This is a genomic window from Chryseobacterium sp. MMS23-Vi53 (assembly GCF_047651245.1).
Taxonomy (GTDB): domain Bacteria; phylum Bacteroidota; class Bacteroidia; order Flavobacteriales; family Weeksellaceae; genus Chryseobacterium.
This window is the reverse complement of record NZ_CP180265.1, coordinates 3043687-3070356: the sequence shown is the minus strand read 5'-3', so window position 1 is coordinate 3070356 and position 26670 is coordinate 3043687. Positions and strand designations below refer to the sequence as shown.

Below are 26670 nucleotides of genomic sequence, written 5' to 3'. Positions count from 1 at the left end.
CAATGAAAAAACTCTTTTATATATGCCTGGTTTTACTAGGCACAGGGAATCTTTTTGCCCAAGAAAATACGGAAGAAAAAGAAGATAGCCGGTTGGATTTCACAGCGAATATTCAAAATAATCACCTTTGGAGAGGTTTGATTATTACGGATAAACCTGTCGTGATGGGAAATCTTTCTTACGCTTTAGATAAAGACAAAAAATGGAAAGTTGGAATCTGGGGTGCTTCAGCTTTAGCGGATGACAAAGATGATACGCATTACAAAGAAATCAATTATTATGTTCAGTATTCCAATGGCCGTTTGTACATCGGTTTGTGGGATTTATTTAATTCAAGAAACATCAATACGGCAGTTGCTTCGGATGATATTTTTAATTATTCCAACAGAAGAACAGCGCATATTATTGATTTAAGAACCAATTATACTTTTGGACCTTCTTTTCCTTTAAATATTGAAGCAGACATTATGCTGTACGGTGGAGCCAATGCAGGAGAGGTCGTTTTAGAAGATGATGGAACGTATGAAAAGAATAAATATTCGACCTATGTTCAGGCGAGCTATCCTGTGATTAAAGATAAAAAAGTGAATCTTGATGCATTTGTCGGAGCAGGTTTTGCCTTAAATGATAAAAGATTCCTTTACGGAAACGGAACCAACAGCTTCGATATTGTAAACGTTGGAGTAAAAGCTACTAAAACTGTAAAAATAACAGATCATTACAGCTTACCTGTTTCGATGATGGCAATGTGGAATCCGTCGAATAAATTCGCGAGAATACAATTAGCAGCTACAGTATTTTAATTTAAAAATTGTTAGTCATTTATAAACCATCTCTTTTTGAGGTGGTTTTTTGTTTTTATTAAATAAAACCTTGTTTTTCGAAAATAAGTGAAACGCCTTTGTTTATCTAAAAATTAAACTAAAATGATTTCTCTTTGTCTTCCTTTGCGTTTAATTTTATCGCAAAGTGAAACAAAGTTTTTTAAACTTCTAACTTTTTTAAAGATAAACTATGGCACTTCGTTTATAAAAGTAAGACAAAGAGTATTAAGTAAATCAAACAACCCACTCCAAAAGCAATCACCGTAATTTTACGGTTTAATTTTTGCTGAGATATTTTTAATTTTGAGAAAATTTTTAATTATGAAAAAGCTTTTTTATTTGTTGATTCTCTGCATCACGACCTTGTCCTTTGCTCAGACCAAAGTACCATTTGTCGGGAAAAGGTCTTTTAATATTGTCGAGGGCTTCAGTGGAAGCGGAACTCCGGCATATTTTGTAGACATTAAAAAAAATGGAGATGTTTATTTGGGATATGTTCAGGTGAATCAAGCGGATGGAACAGAAACTTCTGAAAACATTAATGTAGGAAAATACAATCCTAAAATGATGACTGTTCATTTTAAAAATTTTAACGAGACTTTTAACCTTAAGCTTGAAAAAGATAAAATCTATCTTACTGACAACAACGGAAACATTCAAAAGACATCAGACTGTTGTTCCGTCGCAGAAAGCTCCGATCCGGATACCAAATGCACCTGTGAAAGTGAATTGTACGAGTAATGAGGCATTTTAAATTACTCCTTATTTTAATTTTTTTTTCCATCATCTCGTGTGAAAAAAAACAAAGCCATCGCTATACTTTCTATTACTGGAAAACCAATTTAGCTTTAGATAAAACCGAAAAAGAAGCTTCACAAAAAGCAACCTATCCTTATTTATACACAAGATTTTTTGATGTGGATAAAATTAATGGAAAGTTTCAACCTGTAGGAGTTTTTACCAAAGATAAAAGTTTCAATCTTGATAAAGACAAGCAGATAGTTCCGACTGTTTTTATTACCAATCGTTCTTTCATTAATATTACCGAAGATGAAATACAACTTTTGGCAGAACGTACCAATGATTTGATTCAACGGAAAATTATTCTCCATCAATTAAAAGCCAATCAGGAAATCCAGATCGATTGCGATTGGACGGCCGGAACACGTGATGATTATTTTAAATTTTTAAAGAAATTAAAAGAAGTTTCAGGAAAATCAATTACTTGTACACTTCGTCTTCATCAGGTGAAAGATAAAAACACAATGGGAATTCCGCCTGTTGATCGTGTATTTTTGATGTGCTACTCTACTTCTTCGCCTTTAGAAAATTCAGATAAAAACTCAATTCTCGAAGTGAATATTTTAAAGAGTTATCTTTCAAAATTAGAAAATTATCCTATTAAAACTATTGAAGTCGCATTGCCGATTTATTCATGGGGAATTGTGACGAATCATTTGGGAAAACATAAATTAATTAATGCTTTATCTAAAAAAGATTTACAAAATCCAGATTTAAAAAAGATCTCAGAAACAGAAGCTGAAGTTCAGAAAGACGGATTTTATTTCGGACATTATCTGAATAAAGGTTTCAGAATAAAGGTTGAAGACATTTCAGACGAACAGCTTCAGGATGTTGTTAATTTCCTGGAGAAAAAAATAAATCATTTCAATATCGTTTATTATCAATTAGATAGTAAATTTGTTACAGGACAGAATTTTGATTTTTAATTACAAAAAGATCTGTGAGAATTAGTAAAAATCTGTTGTCGAAATATTATTCACCACTGATCATACAGATTTTCACAGATGATTGCGTTAAATTTCTTGCTTAAATATTAAAACTATAAACTCAAAAAAACACCATCTATAATATGAAAAAGTACCTACTTTCACTCGCGGTTTTATCGCTTTTTTATACCGAATCTAGCGCTTGTGCGTGGTCTGATCCGGATTATGAGTACTTCAATTTGTTTACTCAAAGTATTATTAAGGATAAATCGTACTTGCCGTTTCTTCACAGTTATTCCTCGAGATTTTATTCGGATTTTAAACCATCGCAAATTCCGGATGAAAATATTGATGCCTGGAAAAAATTCTTTGGAAATCAACTAACTTACTCCGAAACCGATTTTTTGGTGAATAAAATGAATATTAATGATCTTAATGCATTAAAAAAAGGAACACCAACGAATCAGTTATTACTAAAATTAGGTTCTAGTTTTTATTCTAAATATCATGAAGCGATCGATTATTTAATTGAAGCAAAATATTTAGAACCTTACATGAAAATCAATTATGTAGAAAGTACGGATTCTTTTTATTACAGAGAAAATAATACCGATAAAAATGCAACCAATCTTGATTATAATAAAACAATTTCGGCATTAACATCACTTTACAACGCCGCAAAAAATCCTGAAATCAAGCAACGATACGGTTATCAACTGGTTCGATTTAATCATTATACAAGAAACTATGACACTGCATTACAGGCTTTTAAAACTTATGTTGAGCCGATCAAATTAAGAGGAGCTTCTTATTTCATGGCATTGGATCAATTAGCGGGGGCACAACGAGGTTTAGACATGAAAAGTGATGCCAACTGGAATTTCTTTCAGGTTTTCATGAACAGCAAAAGTCGTAAAGAATCAGCTTTCGTTTCGATGAAACTTTCGGATACGGCTTCTTTTAATAATATTTTAAAACGAGCTGGAACGAACAACGAAAAAAATATGGCATATTTCCTTTTAGGCTATGAAGATTTCAACAACCCGATTCCGATTATGGAAAAAATGTTTGAAATCAACCCCGATTCAGAAATTCTGAAAGTGATGGCTGTAAGAAGCATCAACGAACTCGAAAGAAGTTATCTTCCGATTTATTATTACAGCAATAACGATGGAAATTCAACGATTGAGAATTCAACGATTGAGAATTCAACAAATAAAAATTCAGATCAAACAAAAACTGAAACTGCAGCAGAACCAAAAAAAGAAGAACTTTCGATTTGGCAGAAAATTATCCGATTCTTTAAAAATCTTTTTAGCAGTAAAAAAGATAAAAATTCGACGGAAGCAAAAGCCGATCAAAGTGATGATGAATTGCTGGATAATCCGGACAGAATTCCTGTTTTCACCAAAAACAATTATTGGTATGATGACAAAACGAAGGACTTTTTGGATGATTTAGAAAAATTTACAAATAAAACGAAAGAAAAATCTAAGGATGAATATTGGCAAATTGCAGATGCTTATTTGAAATTTTTAAAGAAAGATTACAAAGCAAGTACAGAAATTTTAGCAGATATTAAAACCACAAATCCGGAGTATCAAGAACAAATTAAAAGAATGAAAATTCTGAACGATATTGTTTCTCAACCCAAAATCGATGCAGAATACGAAGATCATCTGATGAAAGATTACGCTGAATATTTTGTGGACAAACCCGAACCGAAAAAAGACAGCACAGAAACAAACTATGATTATTACGGTGAAGTTCCGTCTACAAAAGACTTCCTGAAAGATGTTTTGGCGAACCGCTATTTCCTTCAGGGTGAAGACGGAAAATCTTTCCTGATGAACAATACACTTTCTGATCTCCAGTACAATCCGAATTCCAGTTTAGTGAAAAGTGTGGAAGATTTTTACAGAAAGCCAAACAAGACCCAATTCGAGCAACAGATCATTGCGAAAAATATTAATAATGTAGGAAATATTGATGCATTTTTTGCATTGATTTACGGAGACAGAGCCATGAGACAAGCCGATTTTGAAAAAGCTAAATCGTATTATGCAAAAGCACAACAATTCTCCGGAATTCCAAGAGCAAACTATGAGCGATACAATCCGCAAACCGGAAATTATGAAAAGTTGGTTTACGATGGAAAAATTTATGATGGTTTCAATAATATTTCCGATTTAGTTTTCGGTCACAACGTTTGGGAAAGCTACCAAAGTTCAGCCGATGAAAGTATGGAAAATGAAAATTATTCGCTTTTCCCTTTCATTAAACCGAATATGAATAAACTTCAATTGGCGGATGCTTTAATTCAACTTAAACAAGCAGGAAATGGGAAAGATGCAAAAGCAGCTCAAGCCAATCAGCTAATCGGAAATGTTTTGTACAACACTTCGATTTTGGGATATTACAGAGAAATTTTCGTGATGGATGTGGATAATTCAAACGGTGGAAAATACGATTTCTGGAGTACGGATAAGAAAAATCCTTATCAATATTATTATAAAAACTTCCTTGACCGAACATATATTGAACCTGATAATTTCGATCTTACCCTTAATTATTATAAAAAAGCATTAGACCTTTCGACGGATAAAGAACAAAAAGCAAGAATTCTTTTCCAGATGGCAAGTGCAGAACAAGGAAAATATTATCAATATGAAGCGAAAAATCCTTCAAAAGTTGACTATTCTGATCCGAAATGGAGTGAGAAAACGGATGCTTATCAGAAGCAATTGGATCAAATTAAAAATCAGAAATACAGAACGTATTTTGCAATGTTGAAAACGCAGTATGCACAGACTGAGACGGCGAAAAGTTTGATGGGAAGCTGTTCTTATTTTAGTTATTTTATGAAGTAATTAAATAAATAGGCTGAGAGGCTTATTTTATAACTCTTTGTTGAAACTACAGAAACCATTACCCAAAAAATAAGGTATTCTCGTAAAAAAGAGTGAATTTTGAAGCTAAAAATATGAAATCAACAACAGGCACTGTAGAAAAAGGCATCAAGCCACACCAGCAAGCACAACGTCCGATCGCTCATGGCTCACGATCTATTAACGATCTAGGAGCAGATGAAATGTATAAAAAACTTCAACAAAGTTTAGCAAAAACAGGTAATATTAATCATCCTGAGACTAAAGAGATTGAAAAAAACTATATAAGGACTTTGAGTATTGATCAGATGCGACAGTATAATGATATGAAATCAGGCATTAATGTTTCGGAAGGTCTTAATAATTCCAAAAATAAGGAAAATGTATACCCAAATGCTAAATCAGGTTGGTTTTTGAACCTTTTAACTGGTGAAGTTGGATGGTTTGCAAGCTCCCGTGACGCATTTATATTTTGGAATATTCCAATGTTGACCAAAGAAGAAGCAGTAATAAGGAACTTGGGACGCAACATAATGATTACTCCACCTAATTTAACTACTTCTCAAAAAATTGCCGTTGAATCGGACAGAAACTATTTTTTAAAAGGCCATGCAAATGATTTTGTTTATAGTCAATTTACTCAAGAAGAATTAATTATTAGCCTAAAAGGAGTTGAATATAATGTAAATATAGATTTGGCTCCCTATTTCATTGAGTTGACAAAACAAAATTTGATAAATAAATATTATTCATATAAATTTATTAAAGCAGGAGAAATGGAACTTGATCAAAAAATGGCTAAATTAATAAAGAAAAATGGTTATTTTATTTCTAGTTTTTTAGCAAAACAAGTTTTAAATAAAGTCGTTAATTTTGGAAGATTTGGAGGATTAGGTGGCCTACTAAGCCCAATATTAATTAATGATAAAAATAAAACATTACAAGGGCAAATTGATAGAAGAATAGAAGAATTATTTGAACAATATAATAAAAAGATGTTACCTTTATTGAAAAGTAAAGAAATATTTACTAGAGACAAAGATTATACAATTAGCGAAAAAAAATAAAAATGGGATTTTTTGATATATTTGCCGGATATACTGTTGATATTCTATCAGCTATTATTCTTTATGCTTTTTTTAATGATAAAAAATTATCATTTGATGATTTTTGTAGAGAGAAAAAAAGAAATAAGAAACCTTTCATGGGGTATTATAATTATTTCTGTCATTATTCTAATTTGGGCCTTCAGCTATAATGATAGAACTTCTTTTTAGGAAAATCAAACATAATTACTTAATAAATTATACATTTGTAAAGTTTGCATTAATACTACTATTTTCTATCTGTTTATTCAGCTGTAACTATTACAGTGAAAAAGATGCAAAAAAATACTTAACCAGTACATATTTATATGAATTTCCATCAGGATAGGCTTCAATGCTATTAATTAATTCAGACTTTACATTTAACAATAAAGTTTATTCTAAAGATAAAAGACAAGTGTTATATGAAACGAATGGAACCATTGAAGTAGATGTAAGACACATTACATTTAATAATTTTTGTTATTTACTGATCACAATGAATCGGAGATGATATTCTCAAACCTCTTGTAGGTAATTCACCAAACGGTTATTGGGAAAAACCAAAAAATAATAAAGATGCTTTAGAAATTGTATATAACGTATATAATTTCATATTCAAAAAAATAAAATAATTGGCTAACATCGGCGAAGTTTTCTTTGGCTTTTTACATATTAAAACTGGAACGACGTAATATGAAAACAATCATTAGTTTAATTTTACTATTGCTTTTATTTTCTTGCCAAAATATTATTAGTGAAGATGTGTATGGAAAATATTCGCCCATATCATACAAAAATTCATTTGATACCCTGACAATTAATAAAGACAGTACTTATAATAGAAGGGTTTATGATAAAAAAAGAAGAGATTATTGAATTACAATTCTAAATACAAATTAGAAGGTAATACAATAAAGTTTAATGATTTTTATTTAAATTTAGATACAGACTTAGTTACTTTTCCAGAAGATGTAAATGATGTCGATATGACCTACACAACTTTTTTTGAAAAAGAAAATAAGAATATTACATTCTGCTTTGGTTATCATGATGGTGAGAATTGTTATAAAAAAATTCTTAATTAATAAAGGCAGTCCTAAACATTTGAAAAGCTTTTTCCTCTGCAACTACAGAAAACATCCTTCAAAAATCAATTAATTATCAAAAAAAGATTGAATTTTAAAGCTGAAATAAAAAACTTTATTACAGATTCTTCAGGAAATAATTTATTTATTGGAGTGGGGCAATTACCATTCCAAAATGAAAGGCCTATTACCCGTTTTAACTTTATAATTATTACCGATAAGAAAGGTAATTTTACAGGAGTTAGAGAGGAAAAACAACTTATAGTATAAAAGATTGGAATAAACGATTCATCTCTCAACCAACTCAAAAACAAAAATAATTATGAAAAAAGTATTGAAAATTGTATTGACAAACTGGGTCAATATTTTAACTGTGTATATCTTTATGTTTGTATGGCTAATTATTTCTGAATTAATTCCAGGTTATGTAACTTTAAAGGAAGCGCTCTATAATACTTTTGGAAGTTTAATTGTTTACTATCTTCCCTTTTGGTTAGGGTTTTCGATGCTCATTGCTTTATTAGATTTTCTATTCTTTAGTTTTGACAAAAATTCGCAGTACACAAATTATAAATTAATTTTTGAGTGGTTGCTTATTAGTTTACCATTTATTTATTTGCTGATAGAATATAATCAATGGATATTTTTGGTTGCAATATTTGCTTTTTCAATAGGTCAGTATTTAAGACGACCTTATATATTTAAAATATTGTAGTAGTACAAACCCTCGTTACTGCGAGGGTTTATTATTTTTTTGAAGCCACTCTTCATGTTTCTTTTTAAAAAATTCATGTTTGTAATCCTGATTTCTATGAGCCGCATCTATCGAATGGGAAGTATGAATATCTTCATCTTCTTCCGCGAAATCTGCTAGTTTTTCATAATAACAATGAAGCTGATCCAGTTCCTTTTCGGTAAGATCTTCTATATCTACGATTCGGTTGCTGGCTTTTTCGTTGGCAGCAATCAATTCATTTAATTTTATTTGAATTGCCTTTGAATCTTTGTTTTGAGCTTTCTGGATTAAGAAAACCATTAAAAAAGTAATGATCGTCGTTCCTGTATTGATAACCAACTGCCACGTTTCCGAATAATTAAAGACCGGCCCCGAAACCGCCCAAATTACAACGATTGCTGTTGCTCCCAGAAAAGCATAAGAACTTCCTGTAAACTTTGTTGCCCAATCCGAAAATCTTTCGAAAACACTTTTGTCTGACTTAGCCATTTTCAATAGTTTTAATATAAATTTAAATATCAAAAACTCCGCCGAAATAGTCGCGTTTCTAGTTACTAGCTGTAATATTTCAGAGTTCTAATCATTACAAACATTTTGTTTAAATAATTTAATAAAAAAAATACCTGAATCTTTCGAAACAGGTATTGAAAATTTTGAATTAAATTCGACTAAAAACCAGGATTAGAATAAACTTTTCTACCATTTAAAGGCTGAATAGCACGGAAATTAGGCTCAGTGTAAATCGATTTATAGTTATTGAAATTTGCTGTTGATAACTGCTGCTTGTTCTTAAATACAAACCATGTAACCGGACCTCCGTTCGTTAACGCAGAATTACTTCCGAAATTAGGTGTTGTTAAAGACCCACTGTAAGTGTAGTACTGGTTCGTGTTATTTGGCAATAAGCTTGCAATATCGAATGCAGTATTCGAAGAATTAACACCGTTGCTTGTCGTTGGAGATTGTGCAAACAGATTCTGAAGTGAAGTATTTGCATTTCCTAAATCTACCATTACACCTAAAACTGCGTAAGAATTATCCGAGGCAACATTCACAAAGTGAATTTCCATGGTGCTATATTTCCCATCAATAGTATGTTCGCTACTGTAATGAAAATGGAAATTTACCAGGTTGTACTTTTTACCGCCAACAGTAATATAATTATTTTGATTATCGGCTCCGGAAACATTTACCCTAAGATTTTCACCTGCATTATTTACAACGGAATTTAAAGTAACCGCTCCATAATGAATGGTAGGATCACTGCTATGAAATGTAATTGCAGTTAGTGGCTGGATGTTAATCGGAGTTTGAGATTCTGCAACAGCAGCAGAGAAGTTTGAAGTTACTATCGGTGTGCTGATAATATTTGAAGGATAAGAAGTAAGTTCATTATTACTTTCTTCTCTATCGTTATGACATGAAGTCATTAAAAGTACCGGAACAAGTGCTAAAAAGGTTACAGCTTTTTTTACATTGGATCTCAATTCCAACGCCTGATTTTTTTTCTTAATCATTTGTATTAAAATTATTTTGTTGTGTTACTGAGGCAAATTTAATTACAATTTAAATCAGTAATCAATTCAGAATCAATATTTAATTGAATTTTAATCGGAATTAAAATTTCATAAAATGATAAATAATTTTAATCTAAAATTATTTTTTAAATTAAGAAAACACGTTTTTATAATGTATCAACATTTGTTGAAAAATATGAGCATTTTATATCTTATTTAAAAATAAAAATCCGCTCCTCCAAAGGAACGGATTTTATTATAATCATTGCAAAGTGCAATTATCACACTTTAATTTCTACGTCAACTCCTGAAGGAAGTTCTAATTTCATTAGAGCATCAACAGTTTTAGAAGAAGAAGAGTAGATATCCATCAATCTCTTGTGAGCTGATAATTGGAACTGCTCTCTTGCTTTCTTGTTTACGTGCGGAGATCTCAACACTGTGAAGATTCTCTTGTTCGTTGGCAATGGAATTGGACCGTTTACAACAGCACCAGTAGCCTTTACCGTTTTTACGATTTTCTCAGCAGACTTGTCTACCAAGTTGTAATCGTAAGATTTAAGTTTTATTCTGATTCTTTGTGACATTTCTTGTACTTTAAAAATTAACCTTTTGCTTTAGCGATGATCTCATCAGCAACGTTTTGAGGAGTAGCCTGATACTTCTCTAATTCCATAGAAGAAGTAGCTCTTCCTGATGAAAGTGTTCTTAGAGTAGTAACATATCCGAACATTTCAGATAATGGAACTGAACCTTTGATAACAACAGCTCCGTTCTTTTCTTCCTGTCCGCTGATTGTACCTCTTCTCTTGTTAAGGTCACCAATGATGTTACCCATATATTCTTCCGGAGTTACAACCTCCAATTTCATAATAGGCTCCATGATTACCGGCTTAGCAGCACGTCCTGCTTCTTTAAATCCTAATTTAGCAGCCATTTCGAAAGAAAGAGCATCAGAATCCACCGCGTGGAAAGATCCATCCTTAAGAGTAACTTTAATACCTTCAACTTCGAAACCAGCCAAAGGACCGTTCTTCATTGCAGCTTTAAAGCCTTTTTCAATTGCAGGAACAAATTCTCTAGGAACGTTACCTCCTTTGATCTCATTGATGAATTCTAAACCAACTTTACCTTCGTCTGCAGGTCCAAGTTCAAATACGATATCAGCAAATTTACCTTTACCTCCAGATTGCTTTTTGTAAACCTCTCTGTGGTTGGCAACTCTTGTTAAGTTTTCTTTGTACTCTACCTGAGGTTGTCCTTGGTTTACTTCAACCTTGAATTCTCTCTTCATACGGTCTACAATGATATCTAAGTGAAGCTCACCCATACCAGAGATGATCGTTTGTCCAGAAGCCTCGTCAGTTCTTACCGTAAACGTTGGATCTTCTTCAGCTAATTTAGCTAGAGCGTTACCCATTTTATCCTGGTCAGCTTTAGTTTTAGGCTCAACAGCGATACCAATTACCGGATCAGGGAAAACCATCGATTCTAGAACGATTGGGTTTTTCTCATCACACATTGTATCACCAGTTTTGATAGATTTGAATCCTACCGCTGCACCAATATCACCAGCTTCAATATATTCTACCGGGTTTTGCTTGTTAGCGTGCATCTGATAGATTCTAGAGATTCTTTCTTTATCTCCTGAACGAGAGTTCAAGATGTAAGAACCAGCATCCAATCTTCCAGAGTATGCTCTGAAGAATGCCAATCTTCCCACGAACGGGTCAGTAGCAATCTTAAATGCTAAAGCTGCAAAAGGCTCATCTACAGATGGCTTTCTTGTAATTTCAGCATCTGTTCTTGGATCAGTACCTTTGATATCATCTTTATCCAATGGAGAAGGCAAGTATTTACATACTGCATCCAACATAAACTGTACTCCTTTGTTCTTGAATGAAGAACCACAAGTCATCGGGATAATAGATAAATCGATAGTAGCAGCTCTCAATGCAGCATTGATTTCTTCTTCTGTAATTGAATCCGGATCTTCGAAGAATTTCTCCATCAAAGTTTCGTCATATTCAGAAACAGCTTCTACTAATTTCTCTCTATATTCTAGAACTTCATCTTTCATATCTTCAGGAATTGGCACTACTTCGAAAGTAGCTCCTTGTCCTGCTTCATCCCAGATGATCGCTCTGTTTTTAATTAAGTCAACAACCCCTTTAAAATCTTCTTCAGCACCGATTGGTAAAACGATTGGAACTGCGTTTGATCCTAGCATTTCTTTAACCTGGTTTACCACGTTAAGGAAGTCAGCACCTTGTCTGTCCATTTTGTTTACGAATCCCATTCTAGCAACTTTGTAGTTGTCAGCAAGTCTCCAGTTTGTTTCAGACTGAGGCTCTACTCCATCTACTGCAGAGAATAAGAATACCAATCCATCCAATACTCTAAGAGATCTGTTTACTTCTACTGTGAAGTCAACGTGTCCCGGTGTATCGATGATGTTGAAGTGGTAAGGTTTAGTTTCTGGTAAAGCTTTTCCTTGATCTGTTGGAAAGTTCCAAGAACAAGTAGTCGCAGCAGAAGTAATAGTAATACCTCTTTCAGCTTCCTGCTCCATCCAGTCCATTGTAGAAGCACCATCGTGAACCTCTCCAATTTTGTGGTTTACACCAGTATAGAATAAAATCCTTTCTGTAGTGGTAGTTTTACCTGCATCGATGTGAGCAGCAATACCAATATTTCTTGTAAATTTAAGATCTCTACCCATTTCAGATTAGAATTTAAAGTGTGAAAACGCTTTGTTAGCTTCCGCCATTTTGTGAGTATCTGTTTTCTTTTTGAAAGCAGCACCTTCTTCTCTAGAAGCAGCTACTACTTCATTAGCTAATTTCAAAGCCATAGACTTATCATTTCTCTTTTTAGAGTAGCTAATTAACCATTTCATTGCCATAGAAATTTTTCTATCTGCTCTGATTGGCATAGGAATCTGGAAGTTAGCTCCACCTACTCTTCTAGAACGTACTTCTACGTGAGGCATAACGTTTGTTAATGCATCTTTCCAGATTTCAAGGGCTGTTTTCTCAGTTTCTCCTTTTTTAGTTTCTACGATATCTAACGCATCATAGAAAATTTTGAATGCGATTGACTTCTTACCGTCAAGCATTAAGTTGTTTACGAATCTCGTTACCAATTGATCATTAAACTTTGGATCTGGTAACAACGGTCTTTTTTTCGCTTTCGTCTTTCTCATTGCTTCTGTACCTTATTTAATGATTATTTTTTCTTTCCTTTTGCAGGAGCAGCTGCTGCTTGTCCTGGTTTAGGTCTCTTAGCTCCGTACTTAGATCTTCTCTGAGTTCTTCCATTTACACCAGCTGTGTCTAATGCACCTCTTACGATGTGGTAACGTACTCCCGGTAGGTCTTTCACCCTTCCGCCTCTAACCAATACTATCGAGTGCTCCTGAAGATTGTGTCCTTCGCCCGGGATATAGGCATTCACTTCTTTACCGTTAGAAAGTCTCACCCTTGCTACTTTTCTAAGTGCAGAGTTAGGTTTCTTAGGTGTAGTTGTATATACTCTCGTACATACACCACGTCTTTGTGGACAAGAATCTAGGGCAGCCGATTTGCTCTTCTTGGCAAGCGTGGCTCTTCCTTTTCTTACTAATTGTTGAATAGTAGGCATTTAATTGCTTTTTATTTTAGGGTGCAAAAATAGTAATAATTTTTTAATCTACAAATGGTTGTATAGAAATAATATTTTAATTTAAAAATTAATTAACAGACACTTACATTTAATCAACGATTGTGACTTGTACATTTTTATTCCATTTAAAATTTTTAATATTCTGTTTTAAAGATTGAAGATTATCCGGATTAATCGAATAGATAGAAACTTCATCTTTCGAGACCGATATCACATTTTTAATTTTCAAAACAGCTGCTTTTTTCCATGTTTTTGGAACATAGCCCTGAAACCATTCATCATAAATTACAGCAATATCATATTTATTATTAATAGTATATTGAGTCAGGAAATTTTCAAAATTAAGATCCAAAGGTTTTTTATTTTCGCTGAAAGGAATCATTTCTTTTGATCCTAAACCGACAATGTCTAATAAGTGAATGTCCGTAAAATAAGAAATCGCACCAATGTCATTTGCTACTACTCTCGATTCATTATAATAAGTATGCAGAAATTTTGCGGATTGAATTTGTTGTTCATAAATGTTTTTCCCGCCATTCACAAGCAACTTGTGAGCGAAAGCAACCTTATAAATTAATAAGAATACATTCATCAATATTAAAACAGAAACCAGCTTCTCTTTTTCAATATAAGTTTTAAAATTTTCGAAAAAACCTTTTAGTTTAGGAATTAAAGCCATTGAAAATCCGACAAGAATGTAGGCTTCATATCTGAAATTACCTTTAAGATCCGCAAACATCGAATGACAGATCATTAATAAAGAAATAACAATCAACAGAAAATTATCCTTAATTAGGTCCTGCAAACTTTTCTTTTTAAAATCTCTCAGAATAAAAATGACACATATTATATTAGGAAAGAATCCGATTTTGTAGAAACTTATATTGAACAAAAAATTATCTAATAAGATTGATTTTATTTGATGTGGAAGATTGGAATCGAATGTAAATTTTGTTCCTTTCACTAATACTGAATTGGGAAACAAAAATCCATCATGTTGATAATTAAAATAACAAAAAATCGCAATTGGAATAAAACCCACTATCAAAGTAAGAAAACCTTCTTTCCATTTTTTAATTAAAGCAAAAACACAAGCCAGAATCGCAAAATAGAACATACTTTCGAAACGCACTAATCCCATTAATAATAAGGAAAGATAGAATCCAAAAATCGAATACTTATTTTTAAAATTTGAAAGACAAAAAATATTTAACACGAATAAAAACACATGAAAAACGTGCTCCATTCCCATTAAAACCTGCAAATGCAAAACCGAAAAAAATAAAGTAAAAAGAACAGAAAGAACAATATTTTTAATTAAATTAAAATGTCCTGAAAAATATTGATTTAAAATATAAACCGTTCCAACACCAAAAACAGCATTAAAGTACAAAGGAATCTGATCATTATTCCCGAAAATTTTAATTAAAACACTTAAAATATATGTAAATAAGGGCGAAGAGGACGTGGAAGAAAATTCATATTTCGTGATTCCCCAAACATCATTCAAAGCAAAGTGTTTTGCCATCGCCAAATGGATATAAGCATCATCTATAAGGTAAATATAATGTCCGTCCGTTTGAGACAGAGACATACAATAATATCCCAGACAAACTATGGAAAACAATAATAATGAGATTAAAAAACTCTCTGAACCAACTTTTGAAGAAAAGCTCATATTTTAAATTAATTATAAAAATCTCAAAGATAAGTATCATCAATTAGGAATCCACATTTTCGGCATAATATTTCCTTAAATTTGATTTATAAAAAATAAACGTATGAAAAATGCCAACATTATTGGTTTGGAAGAAACCAAATGCAAAGAAATTGCGGAAAAATTAAATATTCTTTTAGCCAACTATTCAGTTTTCTATCAAAACACAAGAGGTTCGCACTGGAACATTAAAGGTGACCAATTTTTCACACTTCATCCAAAATTTGAGGAACTTTATAACAGCCTTGTATTGAAAATCGATGAAATTGCGGAAAGAATTTTAACATTGGGAGCAACGCCAGCTCACAACTATTCTGAGTATCTTACGGTTTCAACAATCAAAGAAAGCAAAGAAGTGAGCGATGCAACCAAGAGTGTAGAAAATATTTTAAATTCTTTTAAAGTCGTTATCGACCTACAAAGAGAACTTCTGGATATTACCGATGAAGCCGGAGACGAGGGTACAAACTCGCAGATGAGCGACTATATCACAGAACAGGAAAAAGAAGTTTGGATGTACAATTCTTATCTTGGAAAATAGTTTTTTTGGCTGGAAGCTGGATGTTATGACAGTTTTAATAAAAATTCTGTCGTATCTTCTCCATCTTCCAACTACATTGAAATAAAATTTTACTAAAAAAATAAAAAAATCACCTTACATTTAGGTGATTTTATTTTTAATTATTAAATTTGCGTATAAATTACACAATTATGCACGACGTACGATTAAACTCTATTCTAGATAACGACTTTTATAAAATCACCATGCAAAACGCAGTGGTAAAATTATTTCCTAGTTCTATTGTAAAATATGAATTCATCAATAGAGGAAAACATCAGTTTCCGGAAGGTTTTGATGCTGCTTTAAGAGAAGCCGTCAACAAAATGGCAGAACTTAAACTGACCAAAGACGAGAAAAAATTCATGGCAAGAACTTGTCCATACATCGATCTTCCTTATTTGGATTTCCTTGAAGGTTATCATTTTGATCCTTCTGAAGTTAAAATACACCAAGAAGGAAGTGATCTTTCTGTAATCGTTGAAGGACTTTGGTATAGAACAATTCTTTGGGAAGTTCCGTTATTAGCTTTAATCAGTGAATTACATTACGAAATGAATCACATGGAAAGAGATTCCAACGAAGTCGTGATGAGCAAAACGCTTGAAAAAGCTGAGGGTTTAGGAAAACTAGGTGTAAATTTTGCAGAATTCGGGACAAGAAGAAGACATTCTTATAAAGTTCAGAATCTGGTAATGGAAGCATTAACACAGAAGAAAGATTCAACTTTCATCGGAAGTTCAAACGTGCATTTCGCAATGAAATACGGTGTGAAACCAATCGGAACTCATGCACACGAATGGTTTATGTTTCACGCTGCGGAATATGGTTTCAAAATGGCCAACGAATTAGCTCTTGAACATTGGGTGGACGTTTACAGAGGCGATTTGGGAGTTGCGCTTTCAGACACTTACACGACCGATGTTTTCTTCCAGCAGTTCGATAAAAAGTTTGCAAAACTGTTCGACGGCGTTCGTCATGACAGCGGCGACCCTCTTGAATTTGCAGACAAAACCATCGCTCATTATGTGAAACATGGAATCAATCCATTATTTAAATATATCATTTTCTCTGATGCTTTAAATCTTGAAAAAGTGGAAGAAATCACCAATTACTGCAGAGGAAAAATCGGTATTTCTTTCGGAATCGGAACAAATTTAACAAATGATGTTGGCTTAAAACCAATGAATATCGTGATGAAATTAATCGGAGTTCAGGCTCCAAATCAAGAATGGATTCCAACGGTTAAACTTTCCGACGAACACGGAAAATATACTGGAGATCCAAAGATGATCGAACTGGCAAAAGAATTTTTAAGAATAAAAGATTAACACGATGAAAAAGAAATTTATTTTAACAGCTTCCCTTTTTGCAGCATTTTTTCCATTTGCTCAAAAGAAAATAGAACCTCCTAAATTCAATCAGGAATTAGCGACAAAGTTAGGTGCTGATAAATACGGCATGAAACCTTACGTCATCGTCATGTTGACAACCGGAACTGCCAAAATTGAAGACAAAGCCAAGATGGGCGAAATCATGAAAGGACACATGGCAAACATTCAAAAATTGGCCGATGAAGGTAAAATTGTTGTTGCCGGACCTTTTATGGGAGACAATAAACAAAATTTTGAAGGTATGTTTATTTTCAACACAAAATCTAAGGAAGAAGCAGAACAATGGGTAAAAACAGACCCTTCCGTTCAGGCAGGAGTTTTTAATTATGAAATTTTCCCATGGTACGGTTCAGCGGCGTTACCGATGTATTTGGAGCATCATAAGGAGATTTCGAAGGAGAATCCGTAAAATAATTTCAAAATTTAACATCAAAAAATCTATAGTTGTTGGCAATTCTGAATTGATAAAAACTTAGTAACCAAACCTCTTTTAATGAAAATGAAAAGTAAAATAAGCATTCAAATACACGCTATTTTTTACATCTCTATTGGTTTATTATTTTCATGTGAAAAAAACTCACAAAAAGATAGCAATTCATATCTGAATGAAAAAAAACACTTTCATTCAAAATTAATTAAAAAAGAAAAAGCCCCTCAAGAATATCAACAATTAGTAAATACCGAAGATTTATTAAAAGTAGAATATCCTTCAAATAGAATGAAATTGCAAGGATTAATTGTCAAAAAAAATATTGATTCTACAAAGCGAAAGCCGATACTTGTATATTTACATGGAGGTTTTGCCTTGGGAGAACAAGATTTATTAGATTGTCAAGTTTTTACCGAACAAGGTTACATTGTATTTGCTCCAAGTTATAGAGGTGAAAATGGAAATGATGGAAATTTTGAGTTGTTTCAGGGAGAAGTTGATGATGCAAAAGAAGCAATAAAATGGATTGCAAAACAGCCATTTGCAGATAGTACAAAAATCTATGTATTTGGACATAGTATCGGAGGAGGGATATCATCAATGCTATCTTTAGAAAAGAATGTTCCCATTGCAAAAAGCGGAAGTAGTGGTGGTTTATACACACCAGATTTTTATGGTTGGGAAGAAATAATTCCTTTTGACAATAAAGATCCATTGGAAGGTAAAATGCGTGTTTTATTAGAAAATATTCCGTCCATGCAAACTAAACATTATGCATTTGTAGGGAAAGAAGACGAAGGATTATACTATCTAAAGGATGGACTTGACGCCAGATCTTACAATTCAAAATTGGAAATAATTTATATTGACGGTGATCATTTTACAAGTTTAGAACCATCAATGAAAAAATTTATTGATATAATAAATGATAAGAAAAAATAAGATTGCAATGAAATAATATCCAAATCCATTTTTTTATCTTTAAATCAAAATAAAAACTAAAATGAAAACCATTGAAGAAGTTCTAAAAAAATTAGACGAAATCATTATTTGGGCTAAAGAAAATCAAAGTCCGATTGGATATTTTACGTGTACTTACCGAATTATGACCGCACAGGTTTTAAAGGGAATTCAACAGAAAAAATTCGAAGACAATCCGCGAATGACACAGCTTGATCTGGCTTTCGCAACCCGTTATATTGATGCCTGGGAAGCTTATTCAAAAGGTAAAAAATGTACAAATTCCTGGTATATTGCTTTTGAAGCTGCAAAAAATAAAAACTATCTTATTCTACAACATATTTTCCTGGGAATGAATGCGCACATCAACCTCGATTTGGGAATTTCTGCAGCTTCCATAATGCCTTACCGAAAAATTAATCCTCTAAAAAAAGATTTTGAAAACATCAACAACGTTATTGCATCCATCAACCAAAAAGTTCAGGATTCATTAAATAAAATATGTTATCCCGTAGATCTGATTGATAAAATTTCGAACGGAAAAGACAATGCTGTTTTAGATTTTGCTATTTCAAAAGCAAGAGATACATCCTGGGCAACGGCTGTTATCGCTTCCAACACACCCAACTTTTTAAGAGAAAATGTGATTGGAATTGTTGATTACGCTGCGGCAAAGGTTGCTTCACAAATTTTAAATCCAAAAATATTGACTCCAGCTTTATTGAAAGAATTAAAGAAATGCGAAAGCAGTGATGTGGTGAAAAATATTGAAATTTTGGCGGCTACGAAAAATGTTTAATTAAAAGAGACACCTATAAAATTTTACGGTTTTCCATAAAAGAAATCCACTTTCCTTTTTGTAATTTTGAAAAATGGAGATGACATATTTAATTATCGGATTTATAGCCGGAGGAATTCTTGGAGCAGTTATTCTTTATTTTGCATTGAAATCATCAACGGTTTCAAGAAATTCTTATGATGAACTGAACAATTTACACATTAAAAACAATTCTGATTTAGAAAATTCTAATCTTAAAATTCAGGAACTGACTCAGAATATCAATAAAGAAAAAGAACTCAACAGCCAACAAACCGATTTACTGAATGATTTAAAGAATGAATTTGCTAAGATTTCCGCAGAATATTCATCTTTGAATTCACAATTTTCGGAGCAAAAGCAATTGAATTCAAAACAAACTTCGCAGATCGAAAGCCTTTTAACTGAGAAACAAAATATTTTCGCGAAAAATTCTGAGCTTTCAGCCATTAATGAAAGTTTGCAAAAGTCTTTGGAAACTCAGAAAGAAGAGATTACGAAAATTCAGGAAGAATCTAAATTGCAATTTGAAAATTTAGCCAATAAAATTTTAGAAGAAAAAACAGAAAAATTCACGACTTTAAATCAAAATAATTTAAAAACAATTCTTGAGCCTTTTCAGGAAAGGATCGTTGAATTAAAAAATAGAGTGAATGAAGCTTACGAAAAGGAAAATAAAGAACGTTTCTCTCTTGCCGAAAAAGTAAAAGAATTGGCCGAATTGAATCAGCAAATTTCTGATGATGCTAAAAAATTAACAAGGGCTTTAAAAGGCGAAAGCAAAACACAGGGAAATTGGGGTGAAATGATTTTGGAAAGCATTTTGGAGAAATCTGGTTTGGTAAAAGGAAGAGAATATTTCCTCGAGCACGAACTTCGCGATGAAGATAACAAAGCGCTTTTCTCTGAATTTTCGGGTAAAAAAATGCGTCCCGATGCTGTGATAAAATATCCGGATGAAAGAAATGTAATCATCGATTCGAAGGTTTCTTTGACTGCATTTACGGAATTGGTTGATGAAACTGATCAAGATGTTTATTTGATAAAATTAAATCAACATTTGTCTTCCATAAAAAATCACATCACGCAATTGAGTCAGAAAGCATACGATGATTATGGCAAATCTTTGGATTTTGTGATGATGTTTATTCCAAGTGAACCTGCTTATATTGCAGCAATGCAGGCGGATCAGAATCTTTGGAATTACGCCTATGAAAGACGAATTCTACTGTTAAACCCAAGTAATTTGATCACTTCATTAAAATTGATCGCAGATCTTTGGAAGCGTGAATATCAAAACAGAAACTCTATGGAAATTGCAGATCGCGGTGCAAAACTGTATGATAAATTTGTCGGTTTCGTGGAAAATTTAGAAAAAGTAGGAAAGAATTTGGATCAGGCAAAAAATGTTTACAATGATGCTTACAAACAGCTTTCGACAGGAAATGACAACCTTGTAATTCAGACACAAAAGCTGAAATCCTTAGGAATTAAAAATAAAAAAGATCTTCCGCAAAGCTTGGTTGATAATTCACAAATCACGCTGGAAACTTCAGAAGAATAAAATGTAGCACCTCAGATCATCTCTGAGGTTTTTTATTTCATAGATTTAAAAATAAATTTTACATAATTTTGCGGAATGTTAATAGAAAGTTTCCAAAACGAAAAAGTTAAAAATATCACTAAACTTCTTACAGATAATAGATTCAGAAAAAAATCTAATGTATTTGTGGTGGAAGGTCAACAGGAAAATGATCGCGCTCAGAAATATGATTTTGAGCCTGTTGAATTTTATATCTGTGAAAATATTTTTCAGAGAGAATTGCCAAAAGGAAAAATTCATTTGGTGAACGATAAAGTTTATGAAAAAATAGCTTACAGAGGAAGTTCGGAAGGAATTATCGGGGTTTACAAAACAAAGGAAACCCAATTAAATTCATTTAAACCAAAAGAAAATTCCACCATCATTATTGTGGAAGGTGTTGAAAAACCTGGAAATTTGGGGGCTATTTTAAGAAGTTGCGAGGCTTTTGGCATTGATGCTTTAATTGTTTCTGATGGAAAAACAGATTTTTACAATCCAAATGTAATCAGATCAAGCGTTGGTTGCCTTTTTGGAATGGACGTTTTTCAAGCGGACAATCAAGAAACATTAGAATTTCTTCAAAAAAACAGCTTCAATATTTATACAACAATCATGGATGAAACGGCTGAAGATCTTTACATAAGAGATTTCAAACAAAAATCTGCAGTTTTGTTTGGGACAGAGCATTCAGGGTTAAGTGATTTCTGGATCGGGAAAGGAAAAAATACATTAATTCCAATGTCCGGAAGCATCGATTCTTTAAATTTAAGTAATGCAGTAGCAATTACTTGCTATGAAACTTTGAGACAGAAGAAGGGGTAATTTGGTTGATGGTTATTCATTGACCGTTGTTAGATTCAACCATTACTAATTATTCATGAAATATAATGCATAAAAAAACCGCTTACTGGGTAAGCGGTTCCTTTATTTTTAAAGCTTAAGCTAAAATTATTTCTTAGCAGCTTCTTTAGTTGCATCTTTAGCAGCATCAGCAGCACCTTTAGCAGCATCAGCAGCTCCTTTAGCAGCGTCAGCAGCTCCTTCAGCAGCACCTTTAGCAGCATCAGCTCCAGCAGCAGTAGTAGCAGCAGCAGCATCTTTAGTAGCATCTACAGCAGTAGTAGCAGCAGAATCAACAACTTTAGCAGCAGAATCAACTACAACAGCAGCAGAATCAGCAGTAGCAGCAGCAGCTGAATCAGTTCCTTCAGTAGCAGTAGCTTCAGTTTTTTTACAAGCAACTAGAGAGATTGCAGCGATAGCAGCTACGAATAATGACTTTTTCATAATAAATTAAATTTAATTTTGTTAATATTGTTTTATAAAATCTTTTTCTGTTCTGTTATTTGAACAAGACAAAGGTATAGCAGATAGAAAATTTGTTTAGGAAAAATAATTGTAATACCTTTGTAAAATAGTTTTACAAATAAACATTACTGAAAATCAATAAATTAATTATTTAAAAATAGTTTGACAGATTTAGATCTATTACATTTTGAGCAGCTAAAAAGGGATGTACAGGCTCAATATTTGAAAGAATACACTCCTTCCTTTGATGATATTTCAAAATGGAAGGGTATAGATATTATATATTTCCAGGAAGATCTTCGAAAAAAAGCTAAAGGAAACATTAGCGAGAAATCTTTTTACACCTATTTTAAAAACTCACCAGTCACCAAAATACCAAGAATAGATATGCTCAATTTGTTGAGTATTTATGCGGGTTATGACTCATGGTATGAATTCAAAAAGCAGCATCTTTTTGCAGGAGAATTATTGACGGATGATGAAGATATGGAAGAAAAAGATATCAAAGAATTAGAAAAGACCGTCTCCGCATCCCTTAATCTTCCAAAAACAGAAATTACACCTCCAAAAATTGAATTTAAGACTCAGGAAGATACTGATTTACAAAAATCGATTACTGAAAATCAAATAATTAAACCAAATTCGGAAAATTCAAAAAATACAGAGTTTGAAGCTCAAAAACAAGATAAAAATTTCTTAAAAAAGAATGCTTGGGCAATAATTACTTCAATTTTAGTTGTTCTTACCGGACTTCTTGGTTTTAAAGATGTAATTTTTTCAAAAACTTATAAATACTGTTTCACAGATGCAGATCGAGGTGTTGGAGTAATCAATACTTTAGAAATAAAAGTGATTAAAGAAAACGAATCCCCAATTCTTTACAAAATAAAGCCGGGAGAATGTTTCTACTATTCTACTAAGGACAAAATCCTAAAAATGCAAATCAGCGCACCATTTTACGAGTATCTGGAAGTAAACAGAAGTCTTGAAAATGCTCCGGAAGAAGAAATGATCGAGCTAAAACCGGATGATTATAAGATGGCAGCTTATTATTTCTCCATAAAAGATGTAACGGGAGCTCCAAAAGAAGAGCAATTGGCTTTAATTAAACAAAAAAGAAATCAGCTAGAGAATTTAATCAGTAATAGTGCGGTTATTTATCAGGTTTATGATAATAATACTTACGGAATCGAAAGACTTGATAAACAAAAATATATTACACTGGTTACAACACCAACCACATCCTTAAAAAATTTAAGTGTAATCGAAATGAAAAAGGATGCGAAAGGAAAAATTATCTCCATTAAATTTAAAATTGCAACCACAGATGAAAAGAATAAATAATTTTTTACTATTTGCAATGTTGCTTCTTGCATTTATTTCCTGTAATGATAAAAAAACAGAAGTAAGCGACCTAGACAAGCTGAGAAACAGCAATAATACAAAGAGTTATCCTGCAACTCAAATGGACAGTGCGCAGGTAATTAACCTGATTACAAAACAAAAAGTTCAGGAATTGCTTGATTTATCTACACTTTATCTTTCTGGAAATAGAAATACGGAGATCGATACCGTCATCTACTCCCAGATGCAAAGTTATTTTCACAAGCCAGACAGCCTGACTTTCAAACGATTATTCAAAGAGTTGGACAGTCTGAAAGTAAAAAGTGTAAAGGTGAATAATCTCGAAGTATATAAAGATTTCTATAAAAAGGATACTTTGGATTTTGCGAAATTCACTGTAGAATATTTTGACAATAAGAATAAATCTTTGGGTAATTTTGAGAAAAATGCTCAATATATCTTAGTTTCTACGCCAAATACAAATAAAGAGTTTAAATTTTTCTTTTTAGATTTTTACTCAAAACCATTAGTGAAGAAAGACAGCACGTCGGTTGCTGTTACCAAATAGTCTAGTGGAATATCATTTTCCCAGACATCATCGATATTTTCATCGGGGTTAAAATAATTAACTCCGATTTTTTTCGTCTTAGTGGAAATATCCTCAAAAAAAACATCATAAAAGCCTTTACCGTAACCTACTCTATTTCCTTTATCATCACAATATAAAAGTGGAGTTATGATATAATCGAAATCGATTTCACCCAAATTTTCATTAGAAATTGGCTCAGGAATTCCCCAATTGCTGGTTTCGAAAACTGTGTCCTTGAAAATCTCAATGTTAATTAATTGATCATCATTAACTTTAGGAACAAAAACACGAATATTTTGATCTAAAAAATAATCAATGAAAATCTGTGTATTAATTTCTTTTCTTTCCAAAATCGGAATGAAAATATGCATCTTCTCTCCTACTTTAGGTTTAAAATAATTAATAAAATTCTCAAAAATCTTTTCAGATAACAAGAAAGCCTCATCAACTGACAAGGCTTTTCTTTTTTGCATATATTTTTTTCTAAGTTCAGCTTTTAACATCTTAATGATATGTTTTTAAGCTTCTAGAATTTTGTATAATTTGTCTGACAAACGAACCCTGAAAGGCAATTCAAAAGTAATTTGATCCCCTACTTTAGCTGTTTCACTGAAATCTCCGTTTACAAAAATCTGATTAATTGTAACTTCCTGCTCTCCCGTTGTAGGTCCTGAAATCAAAACTTTATCTCCAACTGACAATTCATTATTTTCAATTAAAAACTGAGCAATTTTGGATTTAGAATAATAATGCTCTGCTTTTCCGATCAACGTTTTCTTAATTTTTATTTTTTGGCGAATATCTTTCGTTTCCGCTTGTGTCGCTTTTGCTAAAGTCTGAGTTGAAAGATCTCCTGAATTTTTAAATTTCAAGGCATCAGATTTTCCTTTTCTGAAGACTTTATTTCCAACCTGAAGACCTTTTCTTTTTGCAACCTGCTCTTCCCAAGGCAAATGAATCGTTTCATGGCATTCTGTAGAACATGTATTTTCCATTATTGCTTTACACTCATCACATTGGATAAATAATAAATGACAAGCATCATTCGCACAATTCGTATGATTATCACAAGGTTTTCCACACTGATGACATTGCGAAATAATATCATCCGTAATCCTTTCTCCCAAACGGTGGTCGAATACAAAATTTTTACCGATGAATTTACTCTTTATGCCTTCTTCTTTTATCTGACGGGTATATTCAATAATTCCTCCCTCCAATTGGAAAACATTTTTAAAACCTTGATGTTTAAAGTAAGCACTCGCCTTTTCACAACGGATCCCACCTGTACAGTACATCAATAAGTTTTTATCTTCTTTAAAATCCTGTAATTGATCGTTGATGATGGGTAAACTTTCTCTGAAATTTTCCACATCCGGAGTTATCGCGCCCTCAAAATGACCTACTTCGCTTTCATAATGATTTCTAAAGTCCACAACAATTGTGTTCGGATCATCAAGCATATCATTAAATTCCTGAGCTTTCAGGTGAATTCCTTTGTTGGTAACGTCAAAAGTTTCATCATTCAATCCATCGGCAACGATTTTATGTCTTACTTTTATCGTTAATTTTAAAAAAGAATAATTATCCTGCTCCACCGCTACATTCAGGCGGATTCCCTTCATAAAATCGTACTCTTCCAGCGTATTTCGGAAAGCCTCAAAATTGTCCGCCGGAACACTCATCTGAGCATTAATTCCTTCATGAGCAACATAAATACGACCTAAAGCATCAAGTGCATTCCAGGCAATAAATAAGTCGTCGCGAAATTTTTTGGGATCTTCAATTTTGGCATACGCATAGAAAGACAACGTAAGGCGTTCCTTACCAGCTTCATCAATAAGTTGAGCTCTTTCTTCTGCGCTTAAGGTGTTGTACAGTTGCATGCTATAAACGTTTTAAGTGAGAAAAATTTTTGCAAAGGTAAGAATTTTAAAATTAAATTGATTTTGATTAGCGTAATAGCAATTTCAGCAATCAAAAAAACTGTAATTTTTATTTGAAGCTATTTCCCGCTTTCGCTACTCGCTTTTTCTGGTTTTTGGTTCGGCGGCTTCGCCGCCGAACCAAAAACCAGAAAAGAGCTCAAACATGCCGCTCAATCGTGGCTAGGGAGGCAGTCATCCTTTTAAAAATTAGAAATAATCGTCAAGTTTATCATTCCGCAGGAATCTAGGCATGAATTTTTACATAATATTTCTCATACTACGCTTAGATCCTGCCGGGAAAATAAGCTGTTTGTAAATCGAATGGAATCTGAAAATGTAATAATTTGACTAAATTGAAATTTAACTTTTGTCATCTTCACTTCATCATACATATGACACTTTGACATTAATAAAATTTTAAGATTAGTTAATTGTGACAAATAATTACCACTTAATCTGTAAAATAATGTTATTGTAGTTAAATTTTAGTTAAAACTGAAACATTTAA

26 protein-coding genes are annotated in these 26670 nt (G+C 32.6%); 16 read left to right on the top strand and 10 right to left on the bottom strand.

The genetic code is table 11. The annotated features are described in order from the left end of the window. Window positions 1-2 precede the first annotated feature (2 nt). From ACKX2A_RS13670 to ACKX2A_RS13640, 7 genes are all read left to right on the top strand, one after another. Window positions 3-803: a hypothetical protein gene (locus ACKX2A_RS13670; RefSeq protein WP_415325324.1), complete on the top strand. Its 801-nt coding sequence runs from the start codon at window positions 3-5 to the stop codon at window positions 801-803. A gap of 342 nt (window positions 804-1145) precedes the next feature. Next, on the top strand, window positions 1146-1565 hold the full coding sequence (locus tag ACKX2A_RS13665; RefSeq protein ID WP_415325323.1) for a hypothetical protein: 420 nt from the start codon (window positions 1146-1148) through the stop codon (window positions 1563-1565). After that, the gene (locus tag ACKX2A_RS13660; protein WP_415325322.1) at window positions 1565-2554 is read left to right on the top strand and encodes a hypothetical protein; all 990 of its coding nucleotides are present in this window, start codon (window positions 1565-1567) and stop codon (window positions 2552-2554) included. The genes ACKX2A_RS13665 and ACKX2A_RS13660 overlap by 1 nt, the downstream gene beginning before the upstream one ends. Before the next feature lie 143 nt (window positions 2555-2697). After that, on the top strand, window positions 2698-5424 hold the full coding sequence (locus tag ACKX2A_RS13655; RefSeq protein WP_415325321.1) for a hypothetical protein: 2727 nt from the start codon (window positions 2698-2700) through the stop codon (window positions 5422-5424). A gap of 113 nt (window positions 5425-5537) precedes the next feature. Beyond that, the gene (locus tag ACKX2A_RS13650; RefSeq protein WP_415325320.1) at window positions 5538-6509 is read left to right on the top strand and encodes a hypothetical protein; all 972 of its coding nucleotides are present in this window, start codon (window positions 5538-5540) and stop codon (window positions 6507-6509) included. Window positions 6510-7702: 1193 nt separating this feature from the next. Continuing rightward, window positions 7703-7885: a hypothetical protein gene (locus ACKX2A_RS13645; protein WP_415325319.1), complete on the top strand. Its 183-nt coding sequence runs from the start codon at window positions 7703-7705 to the stop codon at window positions 7883-7885. 52 nt (window positions 7886-7937) lie between these two features. Next, window positions 7938-8330, top strand: a complete 393-nt coding sequence (locus ACKX2A_RS13640) for a hypothetical protein (protein ID WP_415325318.1) — start codon at window positions 7938-7940, stop codon at window positions 8328-8330. Between the two features lie 15 nt (window positions 8331-8345). On the opposite strand, the gene ACKX2A_RS13635 is transcribed toward ACKX2A_RS13640, so the two are convergent. From ACKX2A_RS13635 to ACKX2A_RS13605, 7 genes are all read right to left on the bottom strand, one after another. Beyond that, window positions 8346-8840: a low affinity iron permease family protein gene (locus tag ACKX2A_RS13635; RefSeq protein WP_415325317.1), complete on the bottom strand. Its 495-nt coding sequence runs from the start codon at window positions 8838-8840 to the stop codon at window positions 8346-8348. 179 nt (window positions 8841-9019) lie between these two features. Continuing rightward, window positions 9020-9868: a carbonic anhydrase family protein gene (locus tag ACKX2A_RS13630; protein WP_415325316.1), complete on the bottom strand. Its 849-nt coding sequence runs from the start codon at window positions 9866-9868 to the stop codon at window positions 9020-9022. A gap of 281 nt (window positions 9869-10149) precedes the next feature. Continuing rightward, window positions 10150-10455: a 30S ribosomal protein S10 gene (gene rpsJ / locus ACKX2A_RS13625; protein ID WP_002661363.1), complete on the bottom strand. Its 306-nt coding sequence runs from the start codon at window positions 10453-10455 to the stop codon at window positions 10150-10152. Between the two features lie 17 nt (window positions 10456-10472). After that, entirely contained in the window at window positions 10473-12590 is a 2118-nt protein-coding gene (fusA, locus tag ACKX2A_RS13620; RefSeq protein ID WP_415325315.1) for an elongation factor G, read from the bottom strand. Between the two features lie 6 nt (window positions 12591-12596). After that, the gene (gene rpsG, locus ACKX2A_RS13615) at window positions 12597-13073 is read right to left on the bottom strand and encodes a 30S ribosomal protein S7 (protein ID WP_027371737.1); all 477 of its coding nucleotides are present in this window, start codon (window positions 13071-13073) and stop codon (window positions 12597-12599) included. A gap of 23 nt (window positions 13074-13096) precedes the next feature. Beyond that, on the bottom strand, window positions 13097-13510 hold the full coding sequence (gene rpsL, locus ACKX2A_RS13610; RefSeq protein ID WP_002983146.1) for a 30S ribosomal protein S12: 414 nt from the start codon (window positions 13508-13510) through the stop codon (window positions 13097-13099). A 109-nt stretch (window positions 13511-13619) separates the two neighbouring features. After that, window positions 13620-15209, bottom strand: a complete 1590-nt coding sequence (locus tag ACKX2A_RS13605) for a hypothetical protein (RefSeq protein WP_415325314.1) — start codon at window positions 15207-15209, stop codon at window positions 13620-13622. Window positions 15210-15312: 103 nt separating this feature from the next. Between ACKX2A_RS13605 and ACKX2A_RS13600 the strand changes: the two genes are divergently transcribed. The 7 genes from ACKX2A_RS13600 (at window position 15313) to ACKX2A_RS13570 (ending at window position 21815) form a co-directional block, all read left to right on the top strand. Further along, a complete protein-coding gene (locus ACKX2A_RS13600; protein ID WP_415325313.1) occupies window positions 15313-15789 on the top strand; it encodes a Dps family protein in 477 nt (158 codons plus the stop codon). Window positions 15790-15959: 170 nt separating this feature from the next. Then, window positions 15960-17138, top strand: coding sequence for a nicotinate phosphoribosyltransferase (gene pncB / locus ACKX2A_RS13595; RefSeq protein WP_415325312.1), 1179 nt, complete (start codon window positions 15960-15962; stop codon window positions 17136-17138). Window positions 17139-17142: 4 nt separating this feature from the next. Next, entirely contained in the window at window positions 17143-17610 is a 468-nt protein-coding gene (locus ACKX2A_RS13590; protein ID WP_415325311.1) for a YciI family protein, read from the top strand. A 90-nt stretch (window positions 17611-17700) separates the two neighbouring features. Further along, window positions 17701-18573 carry an alpha/beta hydrolase family protein gene (locus tag ACKX2A_RS13585; protein WP_415325310.1) on the top strand — a complete coding sequence of 291 codons (873 nt, stop codon included), beginning with the start codon at window positions 17701-17703 and terminating at the stop codon, window positions 18571-18573. A gap of 61 nt (window positions 18574-18634) precedes the next feature. Then, complete coding sequence (locus ACKX2A_RS13580; RefSeq protein WP_415325309.1) at window positions 18635-19390, top strand: DUF5995 family protein; 756 nt, start codon at window positions 18635-18637, stop codon at window positions 19388-19390. 73 nt (window positions 19391-19463) lie between these two features. Further along, window positions 19464-20972, top strand: coding sequence for a DNA recombination protein RmuC (gene rmuC, locus ACKX2A_RS13575; protein ID WP_415325308.1), 1509 nt, complete (start codon window positions 19464-19466; stop codon window positions 20970-20972). 75 nt (window positions 20973-21047) lie between these two features. Then, window positions 21048-21815 (top strand): TrmH family RNA methyltransferase, encoded by a 768-nt coding sequence (locus ACKX2A_RS13570; RefSeq protein ID WP_415325307.1) that lies wholly within the window; start codon window positions 21048-21050, stop codon window positions 21813-21815. A gap of 126 nt (window positions 21816-21941) precedes the next feature. Here ACKX2A_RS13570 and ACKX2A_RS13565 read toward each other — a convergent pair whose 3' ends face one another. Continuing rightward, window positions 21942-22280: a hypothetical protein gene (locus ACKX2A_RS13565; RefSeq protein WP_415325306.1), complete on the bottom strand. Its 339-nt coding sequence runs from the start codon at window positions 22278-22280 to the stop codon at window positions 21942-21944. Between the two features lie 183 nt (window positions 22281-22463). Between ACKX2A_RS13565 and ACKX2A_RS13560 the strand changes: the two genes are divergently transcribed. After that, window positions 22464-23645 carry a hypothetical protein gene (locus ACKX2A_RS13560; RefSeq protein ID WP_415325305.1) on the top strand — a complete coding sequence of 394 codons (1182 nt, stop codon included), beginning with the start codon at window positions 22464-22466 and terminating at the stop codon, window positions 23643-23645. Then, entirely contained in the window at window positions 23629-24213 is a 585-nt protein-coding gene (locus tag ACKX2A_RS13555; protein ID WP_415325304.1) for a hypothetical protein, read from the top strand. The genes ACKX2A_RS13560 and ACKX2A_RS13555 overlap by 17 nt, the downstream gene beginning before the upstream one ends. Here the strand turns inward: ACKX2A_RS13555 and ACKX2A_RS13550 are convergent. After that, the gene (locus tag ACKX2A_RS13550) at window positions 24159-24707 is read right to left on the bottom strand and encodes a 5-formyltetrahydrofolate cyclo-ligase (protein ID WP_415325303.1); all 549 of its coding nucleotides are present in this window, start codon (window positions 24705-24707) and stop codon (window positions 24159-24161) included. The genes ACKX2A_RS13555 and ACKX2A_RS13550 overlap by 55 nt on opposite strands. 45 nt (window positions 24708-24752) lie before the next feature. Next, entirely contained in the window at window positions 24753-26120 is a 1368-nt protein-coding gene (locus tag ACKX2A_RS13545) for a rhodanese-related sulfurtransferase (protein ID WP_415325302.1), read from the bottom strand. Window positions 26121-26670 lie beyond the last annotated feature (550 nt).